Source organism: Cohnella sp. GCM10020058 (assembly GCF_042683485.1).
GTDB lineage: Bacteria > Bacillota > Bacilli > Paenibacillales > Paenibacillaceae > Cohnella.
In genome coordinates this window covers 1-10,688 of the sequence record NZ_JBHUJV010000022.1, presented here as the reverse complement: position 1 = coordinate 10,688, position 10,688 = coordinate 1, and the positions used below count along the sequence as shown (strand labels likewise).

Here is a 10,688-nt window from a genome sequence, read left to right as displayed (position 1 = left end):
AATGCGCTCTCCATTCACCCCCTTTATCGCGCTATTGAATAAAACAAACCGCCGCTAGACGAATCGACTGACGGCGGTTTATTTATTTGCTTACAATCTGTTTTCAGTTCGCTTCTTTATTTTTGGCTTCAATGAATGCATCCATTTGCTTTTGCATCTCTACCCGAACCTTCTCCATTCCTGCTTGCTTCAGCTTTTCCATCACCTCGGGAAGTCCTTTAGCCGGTTCGACCAACCCGAAATAGATAGGCAGCAAATACGTTTGTTGAACATTTTTAAGTGCGGCTAGCTCATTTTTGATATTGGTATCGTCAAGCGCAAACGTTTCAAACGGACTGTGGATGATATTTTCCGCTTTCCATTTGTCGTAAACTTCCGTAATTTTATCGCCGGCTACGCCTTCCAGCTGGCGGGCGAGCGGCGTTTTCCAGCCCCAAGGACAAGCGCCTTCGGGCGGATAGCCGGTAGATGCCGGCAAACTTTTGTATTTGTTATCGCCAACCGGTTCCCAATGCTTTCCTTTGATGCCGTAGTTGGTTAAATCGAACAGCTCTTGGTCATAGCGGAGAAGATCAATCGCCATCAATGCCCGCTCCGGGTTTTTAGAGGTCGCGTGAATGCCAATCCCGTTGCTGATCAGCGCGCTTTGGAACCTATGTACCGTAGGATTAACGTCGATCAGCTCGGGCTTCCACTCCGGATGCGTTCTCAGAATGCTATCCATCGATGCAGCCATCGTCGTTACGTTATGCATATCGGCGGCCGTCTTGCCTTCTTTGAATGCCGCGCGCCAATCCGTCTTGGACACGATCGCATCCTTCGACCATACACCTTGTTGCGCCATATCGTAAAACATGTTTAATTTCTCTAACGTTTTCGGGTTTTCGAGATAATTGGTAAGCGTGGGATGTTCACTGTTCATATCATAGACCAATGGAACGCTTCCATTGACAAAGCGCATTTCCATATCGCTGAAGAAAATGGGAAGCCCCGTACCGCTTAAATTGGTGCCCGGCCCGCTGAATGCGGTCATGCCCTTCTCGTTCTTGGCGATCGTAGTCAAGTAGTTGGCCAAATCGCTTTGCGATTTCACTTCCGGCAAATTGTATTTCTCTCTCAAGTCGCCTCGGATCAAGGCTACCGTCTCGCCGACCACAAAAGAATCATGGGGTACCATGTAAATGTTGCCGTTCACTTTCGCTTGGTCCCAACCGATCGGATTTTCCTTTTCCCACGTGTTTGGCGCATATTTTTTCAGCATATCTTCCGTTAATGCCAGAAACCCGTCTTTACTGGCCGTTTGGTTATAGAACGCCCAGTCGGCAGTATAAATCATGTCGAAATCTTCATTAGCGGCAAACAATAAAGGATATTTCTCGCCGTATTCGTTCCAGTCGAGAAACCGGACCTCTAATTCGGCGTTGATTTTTTTCTTCAGAATTTTATTGACCTCTGCATATACTTCATCCATATCTGCCGGCTTGGCACCAAGCAACACCAATTTGAGCTTGACCGGTTCTGAAGTGTCTATTGCCGTTTCAGTCGCCGCCGTCGTTGCCGTTGTCGCAGATGTCGTCGCCGCGCTCTCGGACGGCTTGGATGTCGTCGAGGCGGTCGGAGATGCCGTACCCGAATTGTTTCCGCTGCATGCGCTTGCCAACATACTCAGCAGCAGGAGCGGCACAACTCCCATCCAAGCTCTGCTTTTCATACGCTTCATGATCTTCCTTCCTTCCATGCGCGCTTCCCCCCTAATATAATGGTCATGCTATGATAAACCGGCGTTTCCGGAATTACCCTTTGACTGCGCCAATCGTAAGTCCCTTGACGAAATAACGTTGAATGAATGGATATAAGAACACAATCGGCCCGGTTACGACCACGGTCAAAGCCATTTTAAGACTTTCGCCCGGTAAATCCGGTACGCTGATTCCGCTTTTCTCCGTAACGATCTTGAGAGAGTCCACATTGCCGATCACTTTGTATAAATAGTACTGCAAGGAATAGAGGTTCGGATTGCTAATGAATAGAAGAGAGTTAAACCAATCGTTCCAATATCCGAGCGCCACAAACAATCCAATCGTGGCGAGCGCGGGCTTGCATAGCGGCAGAATAAGCCGGATAAAAATCGTAAAGTCGCCTGCACCGTCGATTTTAGCCGATTCCGTGATCGCCGCAGGGATGCTCCGCATAAAGCTTTTCATAACCAAAATATTAAACACGCTAATAAGCGGAAGCACGAGCAGCAGCCAATAGGTATTGTTTAATTTCAAATAGTTGACGACTAAGATATACATGGGAACAAGTCCCCCGCTGAACAAGGTCGTAAAATAAAAGTAGAATGAGAAGATATTTCTCCACTTAAAGTCCGAACGTTGAAGCACATAGCTGCTCATGGAAATCAGAAACAGCGATGCACAGGTACCGATAACGGTCAAGGATGCGGTCACGCCATAGGCGCGAATAATCTGCTCGGGAATCTTAAAGATCAACTGGTATGCCTCGAGGGAAAAGCTTGAAGGAAAAAGTTTATATCCATCCAGGATGATTGCTTTCTCCTCCGTGATGGAACCGCTGAGTATAAGCAGGAAGGGGATGATACAAACCAGCGCTACGAACGATACGCAGCCATAGCCCAGTACGTTCATGATGAACTGGTCTGTATGGATCTTTGGGGCGCGCGTCTTCCCGGAGTCCGCGACGCCCGTCGCGATTTTCGTTTGGTGTCTAATTGCCGATTTCATCGAAGATTTAAGCTCCTTTCCGTCTAAAACAAAGCCGAATCTTTATCCGCTTTACGCACGATTCCATTAATCAGCATGATCGTGACGAAGCACAGGATGGATTGAATGAATCCGATGGCCGCCGACATGCCGATTTCGTTGCTTTGCACTAATGAGCGGTAAACGTAAGTATCGATGACGTCCGTGTTAGCGAATAGCAAGCTGTTGTTTCCGATTAAATTGTAGAAGAGTCCGAAATCGCCCCGGAAAATATGACCGACCGACAATAGCGTCAGAATGATCATCGTCGGCTTCAAACAAGGAACGGTAATATGCCAGACTTTCTGAAAAACGTTGGCTCCATCGGTCTCGGCCGCCTCATACATTTCCTGATCGATGCCCATGATGGCTGCCAGATAAAAAACGACGCCATAACCGACTGATTTCCAAGCGGAGAAGAATACGAGCAAGTATGGCCAAATACCGGTCGTGCTGTAGAAACTGACTGGTTCCATACCGAATGTACGCAATAAGGTATTGACCGTGCCATGTTCATAATTCAACAAGTTGTAGGAGATCGTTCCTACCACGACCCAGGAAAAGAAGTAGGGCAAGAACATGACGGATTGGCTGATCTTTTTAAACCATCTGCCTTTAATCTCCGATATCAGGATGGCAAGTCCCACCTGCAAGACAAGATTGATCAGGATGAAGACTGCATTATACAGCACGGTATTGCGAGTCACCCTCCAGGCATCCCCTGAGATAAAGAAAAATCGAAAGTTGTCGAAGCCGCTCCAGTCGCTGCCTAGAATCCCCTTGCCGTACGTATAATGTTTGAATGCCAATACCAACCCCAGCATTGGAACATAACTGAATAACGCCACGAACAGAACGGAAGGGATAAGCATAAGCAGCATGGTTCTGTAACTGAACAAATCGCGAATGAACGGTGTTTTCATTATTTTTCTCCTCCTGTCTTTGATCACCGCTCTATATCCGTTATTCTAATGGAACCGTTATCATTTGGGTCCCCATCAATCTTTCGACTTTATGTCTAAAATTAAGATTCCGTTTGGAAGCCGCAGCAATCGTACTATAATGAAGCTAATAGGAATGCGTATCGGGGGGAACATCGTGAAGCTCTTGCTCGTGGAGGACGAACATTTGATTCGCAAAGGGATCCTGGTGAAGACCGACTGGCAGCAATACGGGATTGAGGAAGTCAAGCATGCGGAAAATGGCCGCGATGCCGTTCAGATCGCCGAGCAGTTCCGGCCCGACATCCTGCTTACCGATATCCGAATGCCCTGGATGGACGGTATCGAAGCCGCTCGCTGCATACGGAAGTTTTGTCCGAAAATGCGCATTATTTTCATGAGCGGTTTCTCGGACAAAGCCTATTTGAAATCCGCGATTTCCTTGCAGGCCGTTCATTACATAGAAAAACCTATCCATCCCGATGAGCTCAATGAAGCGGTCCGCAACGCTTCTATAATGGTCATGAACGATCGGCGAGCCGACATGGGAGAGGAAGCGAGCGTACCCCTAATTAAACGAGAAATTGCCGGTCTGCTCTTTTCTCCCGAATATCCGTCCGATAAGCTTGCACGGCTGCTCCCTTTACTCGGTTATAAGCTGCCAGACTCGATCTCCTGCGTATGCGCCGTTCTCAAATTCCATCAACCGGTCGCTCAGCCTGATTCCCTTATGCAAGAGCTTGAAGATGCCGCTCAGAAGATCGATATGGATTGCTTCGGCCTACTGAAGGATGACCATCATCTCGTTATCCATTTGTTCACCCGTTCGGATAAAGACATGCCGTTCGAGGATCAACTCGAACGCTGGATTGACGATGTTAAAATCCGTGTATCTAAGCTAACCGGTTACCACCTGGCCGTTGGCCCGAAAGTCAATCGTATGGATCAGCTGTATTCGTCCTACCTTTCCGCAATCGTCTATCTACAGAGAGGCTTTTATCAGGCGCCTAACTCCGTTATATGGGAGACCTCTATCCCTCCCGCGGACGGATTCTTCATGGACGATGAGCGGTTCGGTTCCTTCGCCCTTTCACTTCAGCAAGAAGGATCGTATCAGGCAAAAACATGGTTGGCTGCGTTGACTTCAGACATCCGAAAGCGCCCGGATACGCTTGTCAGTTATACGAAAGGGCTTTATTTGCAGCTCTACCAAACCGTCCGGCAAATCGGTAAAGAAAGCGGTATTCCCGCATTCAAGCAGGAGATGGCGTTGGGGACGTACGTAGAGCGTTTGTATGCTTGCCAGACGCTCGAGGAACTGCAAATGCTGTTAAACGGGGAGCTCGATGTTCTTTTTGAATACCTGGCTTCGCGCAAAGGTAACTCCATCATTCGGCAGGTGACGAATTATATCGAACGAAATTACCGGAATCGTCAGCTGTCCTTATCGGACATCAGTAATGATGTGGGTGTAACGATCCCCCACTTATGTTCCGTTTTTAAAGAAGGTACCGGCGTGACGATTAAGCATTTTCTTTCGGAATATCGGATTGAGCGGGCTAAAGAGCTGTTGGCTAACAAGGAGCTCAAGCTGTTCGATATTGCCCTGCAGGTTGGCTATGGGGATGGCGAATATTTCAGTAAAATATTTAAAAAAATCACGAATCTGCAGCCTTCGGAATTCAGGAAGAGGATCGCCGATGTTTAAAGTAATCAATCGTTTTCTTCTTAAACTGAGATTAAAGCAAAAGCTGCTGCTGTCATATTTGCTGCTCATCCTGCTCCCTATTCTCTACCTCCAGTTTTACGCATCCGGCAAGGTGACGGGCATCATTCAGGAGATGGTAAGCTTTTCGCTTAATCAAAGCTTCCGACAGACGCATTCGTTTCTCTCTTATAAATTGAAACGCATTACGGATGTATCGGATCTGATCGCTTTGGATGAGAATCAGATGACTCGCGTACTGACAAAAAACGTGGCCGATTACGGCATTCACGAACAGTTGGAGGACGGAAACAAGCTAAGTGTGTTTCTTTCTTCTTACCGTGACGGTACGGATGTAAGTGCGATTCGATTGTTTCTGCCGGACGGGTTCCTGTTTGCCAATGAAGGCAGCAGCATGTTCCGTTTGGAAGATGCTCAGAACACGGCGTGGTATGCTAAATTAATAACTTTGAATACTAAACTCATGTGGTTCTCTTCACACAATTATCCGGACCAAGCCGCCGATTCTGCGCCAGTCATTTCGCTGGTACGTCTCATCCGACATCCCGACCACTATAACGAAACGATCGGCATATTGCGCTTGGATATGGACGAAACCATGCTTAAAGAAATCGTTTCCCGGGCGAACACGGTTAAAAATAGTTTAACTTATTTGCAGAGCGGCGATGGCCTGGTTCTGATCGCCTCGGACGATACGCTCCTTAAGGCGTATCTTCCTGCCGAGGGCGCAACAGCACCGCTACTCTTGTCTTCGAGCAGCAGTAATACGCAGGTCGTTGGCGGCAGGAGATTAGAATTCCTCCAGCTGCAAATTCCGGATACAGACCTAACCATGATTACCGTGATACCACATCAGGAGATCGTATCCAGAAGCACACGCCTCCAACACGAGCTCCTTTTTAGTTTGCTTGCCGTCGGATTGCTGGCCATCGGACTCGCCCATTTCATCTCCCTTCATATGACAAGGCGAATTACGTACTTAAGTCAAAAGATGAAGGCAATGGAAGCCGGAATACTTGAGCCCATCATAAAGCCGTCCGGCGATGACGAAGTCGGGGAACTCATCCAAAGCTATAATTATCTGTCGCAACGGTTGGCATTGTTAAAGGATGCAGAACTGAAGGCCGTCAAGTCGGAATTAAAGGCGCTTCAATCCCAGATTAATCCCCACTTCTTATATAACATACTGGATCAGATCAATTGGATGGCGCAATTCGGGATGAACAACGAGATAGCTGCCCTTGTCCGTTCGCTAGCCGGATATTATAAACTCACGCTGAGCGATGGACAAGACATCATTACAATCGGACACGAGTTAAAGCTGGTCGCTTATTATGTAGAAATTCAGAATATTCGATTCGAACAAAAAATCGAGCTAAACTTGCAGGTCGATGAGGAATTTCAACAAGGACTCATTCCCAAGTTAACCCTTCAACCGATCATCGAAAACGCTATACTGCACGGAATTTTGAAGAGCGAAAACCGAGAGGGAACGATTACGGTAACCTGTGAACGCCAAGCGGATCGGATCGTCCTCTCTGTCGTCGACGATGGGGTCGGCATGGACGACAAACAACTGGAAACGCTTCGGTCTGGCAACAGAAGTATGAATTCCTCCGGGAGCGGCTACGGCATACGTAACGTTCAGGAACGAATTAAATTGTACTATGGCGAAACATTCGGACTGCAATTTTTCAGCTCACCCGGAGATGGCATGATTGTTGAAGTACATATCCCTCTAGTTATGGAATCCGATTCCTTATGACGGACAACCTTTGAAGGACAAGGAATAAAGGAAAAACCAGCCGATAACGTTAATCCTGCCGGTTTTTTCTGTCTTTAAATTTGAAATAGTCCGGCATCGGTTAGCTAGCGGGCGTGGAGAAAGTGATATTCATCCACCAAGTCCACCAAGTCCACCAAGTCCAGCTGCGCCAGGGTCGAACCGAGGCCGGGACCGCCGTTCACGAGCAGGTTCTTCCCTTCTGTCGTAAGCTTCGTTACCTCCTCGGAAACATTCCTTTCCATCATCGGCGCGTGATCCCAGCACGCGTCATTCAGTTGCGCTTGTCTGCCAGTTAGATAGGCAGCTTGGCTGATCTTGCCGGCTGGCTTTGTAATTGAATCGTAGCTTCCCATAGGAGCCATACGATATTTTATTACTATTCCATCGTTGTTTAACCTCTCTTTATCCTTTAAAGAGAAAACGCAGGCTCCCAAGTCTCAATATGTCCGTAACCTTCTCCATACGAGTTCCCGAGGTAACGGTTGGACATTCCTTCAACGCGTACTCAGAGTTCATTGTAACAGCTCCTGCGGCTCCAGCAGCGGACCGTTTAAACATGAAAAAGACTGCCGAGCATTTCTCGACAGTCTAAGCAGAAGCGGCCGGCTCCTGTTTTCTTTTAAATTCTGTGCTGAAGCTAGAAGAGGAAACCTTCGTTTCTAATAAGTGCCAAGCGTGGCGCCAGACGTGATCGCATAGTCGGAGGTCAATACGACCTTGTAGGTGCCGCTAGGCTGATTGCTCGCGAGGTTGTACCATCCGCCGATCGTCTGGCCCGGTCCGATGTAAGCGGAGTTGCTGCCGACATACACATCTCCGGCTGAAGTAACGCGGTAAAGCGTCATGTTCATCGCGGTGCTGTTAACGGAACTCGTATTGGTCCATGCGCCGCCGACGCGGATATTTCCTGATAAAGCGCTCGTCCACGATCCCGAGAAAGCTTGGGTCGTCGCCAATAGGGAGGCGGATGCCGTTTGACCTGTACTGTTAATCGCGACCACCCGCACCGCATAAGTCCGGCTCGGCGTACCGCTGAACGTATAGGAGGTGCCGCTCGTCGTGCCGAGCAGTACATTGTCCCTGTACACTTCATAGTTTACGGCATTGGTGGCGGTCCACGACAAATTAACGGACGAATAAGTGCTCGTGTACGCAACCGAAGGCGCACTCGGGGCCGGGGCGCATCCTAGCGTCGTGGCAGCAGCCGAAGTGGTCGCGTAGCCGCTCCCGCCGACAACGGTAAATGTATAAGCGGTGCACGGTGACAGCCCGTTTACAATCATCCCGTTGCCTGCATAGGCCGTCAGATAGCTGCCGTTCTGATAGACCGTCACGACCCCTTCGCCCGGCTGAAGCGTCCAGTTCAATTGCAGAGAATTAGCCGTGATATTGGTGACCGATGCGCCTACTGCGGCGCTGGCTGTCGTTGCCGGCAGCGTCGATGCCAGGATCAAGGCACCCACTAACCATTTGCGAATTTTCATCATACACGTCCTCTCGTTTTGGTATGAGATGATATTGGATGGAAGCAACGATAATCTAACATGCACCTTCCCGCCTAATCAACCAATTTCACCTAGATATGTAATATCACGCATATTTTCCATTGAAATGCGCCTGACTTTACCGCTCCCTTTGCTTAATAATACGAGGTTTTTTTTAGGTATGTGTAAAATTACAATAATTATAGACATTCTTATTGTTAACCATAGTTGGTATTGTATAGCTGAAATTGAAAAATGCGCGGTGTATGGTCGGCGCTCTCTCGGAGATTCGGGCGAGGGGCGAGCCCGGCCGGAGAAACGCGTAAAACGGGTAACAAATCGGAGGTGATCGACGCTCGGAAACCAGCGCTTACCGGAAATGCAACAGCAAGGCTGGCATCGCAGGTTAGATCTTGCGCATTTTGATACTTATCTTTTTTGTGCCAAGGAGGCCACTCATGTCCACTCGTATTCAAGTCGTAAAAAAGAGGTCAACGATCGCTCTTCTGCTCACGCTGCTGATTGCCGTTGCGCAATTGTCGTTTAATCTGAGCAGCGCATCCGCTTCGTATAACCTGGCTTTGACCCGGTATGTATGGGCAAGCAGCGGAGCCAATCCGTCAAATGCGGTGGACGGCGGACAAAGCACCTTCTGGCAGCCGAATTTTGGCGCGGCGGGCTGGATTACGGTCGATCTTGGCAGCGTCCAGTCCGTTAACCAGATTGTCCTGAAGACGCCGACGTATGGTCACTTCGTCGAAGCGTTCACGATCCAGACCAGCAATTCGACTGACGACAGCAGCTTTGCGACCCAATCGACAAGTACGCAAGCCTTCTATTCCGCCAACAATTATACGGTCACGATTAATCTGCCGAGTACCGTTAGCACGCGATACGTTCGCGTAAACGTGGCGCCGGTCAGCACCGCGACGATGATCGGCGAGCTTGAAATTTACGGACCTTGACCCGAAACCGCCCGCGTGAAGCGCTCCTGATGACAGGGACCAGACGTAACCGCATAGTTGTCTAGACAAAGAAGAGCAGCCCGCAAGCTGCTCTTCTTTGCTTTGGCCAGCCTTTCATCTTTTCGTCCAACCACTTCGCCTCGTGTTTGAATAACCTATCCGCTTTCGAGGTACGCAGTGCATTTATCAGTTATTTGACCTCATCGTTATTGGGCGCTATTCTGTTGAGAAACGAAATGCCGTGCATCAGTTCGCTGATTGGAAGTTGCCATAAAGATCCCCCCTATCCGTGCAGTTTCTTATCTATCGCTCTTTCAACGCAAAGCCTGCAAATATACATCTTTTTATGCCGATGTCGGCCTTTCTAGGCTGAAAAGATGCAAATATACATCTTTTTTCCTTCTCCAGCCCCATTTCCGGCTTGAGCTTTAAATTTACCTGCATATTTGCAGGCATTTTATCAGGCTTCGCGCATTGGCAGAAAATACCTGTACAAATGCAGGAATTTTGACCCGCCAAACCATCGAAAAGCGCCAGCACGTCGTATTTGCGCTTACCTGCCCCACCATCACCATCCGATCGTGCATTTTGCATGCACAAAAAAACCACCTTCCGAAGAAGGTGGTTCTCTCTTGCTGCTCTTAGCCCTGATCGTCGATCCCAGACTTTGTTAGCCTGAGAATTCGACTGCTCGGGCATGCATCCGGCCTGGCGACGTCCTACTCTCCCAGGACCCTGCGGTCCAAGTACCATTGGCGCTGGAGGGCTTAACGGTCGTGTTCGAGATGGGTACGCGTGGGACCCCTCCGCCATTACCACCAGACCTACTGTTTGGCTGTTGCCATACAGCTTTGCAGCTTACAGAGCTTGCGCCCTGAAAACCGGATGCGAAACGAATATGCGCTAGAAATGCTCTTGCCTGTGCGGCTTGCCGTTTGTTCCCCGTAAGGAACAGTAGGATAAGCCCTCGACCGATTAGTACTCGTCAGCTGCACGCATTGCTGCGCTTCCACCCCGAGCCTAT

The 10,688-nt window shown here is 48.9% G+C and carries 9 protein-coding genes and 1 rRNA gene; 3 read left to right on the top strand and 7 right to left on the bottom strand.

Annotation, left to right across the window (positions count from 1 at the left end; genetic code table 11):
• Nucleotides 1–103 precede the first annotated feature (103 nt).
• The 3 genes from ACFSR7_RS33105 to ACFSR7_RS33095 all read right to left on the bottom strand — a co-directional run bounded on the left by ACFSR7_RS33105 (nt 104) and on the right by ACFSR7_RS33095 (nt 3,685).
• Complete coding sequence (locus ACFSR7_RS33105; RefSeq protein WP_378168921.1) at nt 104–1,738, bottom strand: ABC transporter substrate-binding protein; 1,635 nt, start codon at nt 1,736–1,738, stop codon at nt 104–106.
• A gap of 55 nt (nt 1,739–1,793) precedes the next feature.
• The gene (locus tag ACFSR7_RS33100) at nt 1,794–2,648 is read right to left on the bottom strand and encodes a carbohydrate ABC transporter permease (protein WP_378168920.1); all 855 of its coding nucleotides are present in this window, start codon (nt 2,646–2,648) and stop codon (nt 1,794–1,796) included.
• Nucleotides 2,649–2,767: 119 nt separating this feature from the next.
• The gene (locus ACFSR7_RS33095; RefSeq protein WP_378168919.1) at nt 2,768–3,685 is read right to left on the bottom strand and encodes an ABC transporter permease; all 918 of its coding nucleotides are present in this window, start codon (nt 3,683–3,685) and stop codon (nt 2,768–2,770) included.
• Nucleotides 3,686–3,860: 175 nt separating this feature from the next.
• On the opposite strand from ACFSR7_RS33095, the gene ACFSR7_RS33090 reads away from it, so the two are divergent.
• Both ACFSR7_RS33090 and ACFSR7_RS33085 read left to right on the top strand, forming a co-directional pair.
• Nucleotides 3,861–5,411, top strand: a complete 1,551-nt coding sequence (locus ACFSR7_RS33090; protein WP_378168918.1) for a response regulator — start codon at nt 3,861–3,863, stop codon at nt 5,409–5,411.
• On the top strand, nt 5,404–7,194 hold the full coding sequence (locus ACFSR7_RS33085; RefSeq protein WP_378168917.1) for a sensor histidine kinase: 1,791 nt from the start codon (nt 5,404–5,406) through the stop codon (nt 7,192–7,194). Before ACFSR7_RS33090 ends, ACFSR7_RS33085 begins: the two co-directional genes overlap by 8 nt.
• A 104-nt stretch (nt 7,195–7,298) precedes the next feature.
• Here the strand turns inward: ACFSR7_RS33085 and ACFSR7_RS33080 are convergent, their stop codons facing one another.
• Together ACFSR7_RS33080 and ACFSR7_RS33075 are read right to left on the bottom strand one after the other, a co-directional pair.
• Nucleotides 7,299–7,460, bottom strand: a complete 162-nt coding sequence (locus tag ACFSR7_RS33080; protein WP_378168916.1) for a hypothetical protein — start codon at nt 7,458–7,460, stop codon at nt 7,299–7,301.
• Between the two features lie 414 nt (nt 7,461–7,874).
• Nucleotides 7,875–8,699, bottom strand: coding sequence for a hypothetical protein (locus ACFSR7_RS33075; RefSeq protein WP_378168915.1), 825 nt, complete (start codon nt 8,697–8,699; stop codon nt 7,875–7,877).
• A 458-nt stretch (nt 8,700–9,157) separates the two neighbouring features.
• Here ACFSR7_RS33075 and ACFSR7_RS33070 point away from each other — a divergent pair, with 458 nt between their 5' ends.
• Entirely contained in the window at nt 9,158–9,664 is a 507-nt protein-coding gene (locus ACFSR7_RS33070; protein ID WP_378168914.1) for a discoidin domain-containing protein, read from the top strand.
• A gap of 303 nt (nt 9,665–9,967) precedes the next feature.
• On the opposite strand, the gene ACFSR7_RS33065 is transcribed toward ACFSR7_RS33070, so the two are convergent.
• Both ACFSR7_RS33065 and rrf read right to left on the bottom strand, forming a co-directional pair.
• Nucleotides 9,968–10,258 carry a hypothetical protein gene (locus ACFSR7_RS33065; protein WP_378168913.1) on the bottom strand — a complete coding sequence of 97 codons (291 nt, stop codon included), beginning with the start codon at nt 10,256–10,258 and terminating at the stop codon, nt 9,968–9,970.
• 112 nt (nt 10,259–10,370) lie between these two features.
• Nucleotides 10,371–10,487: ribosomal RNA gene (gene rrf, locus ACFSR7_RS33060) — 5S ribosomal RNA — on the bottom strand.
• Nucleotides 10,488–10,688: the final 201 nt, after the last annotated feature.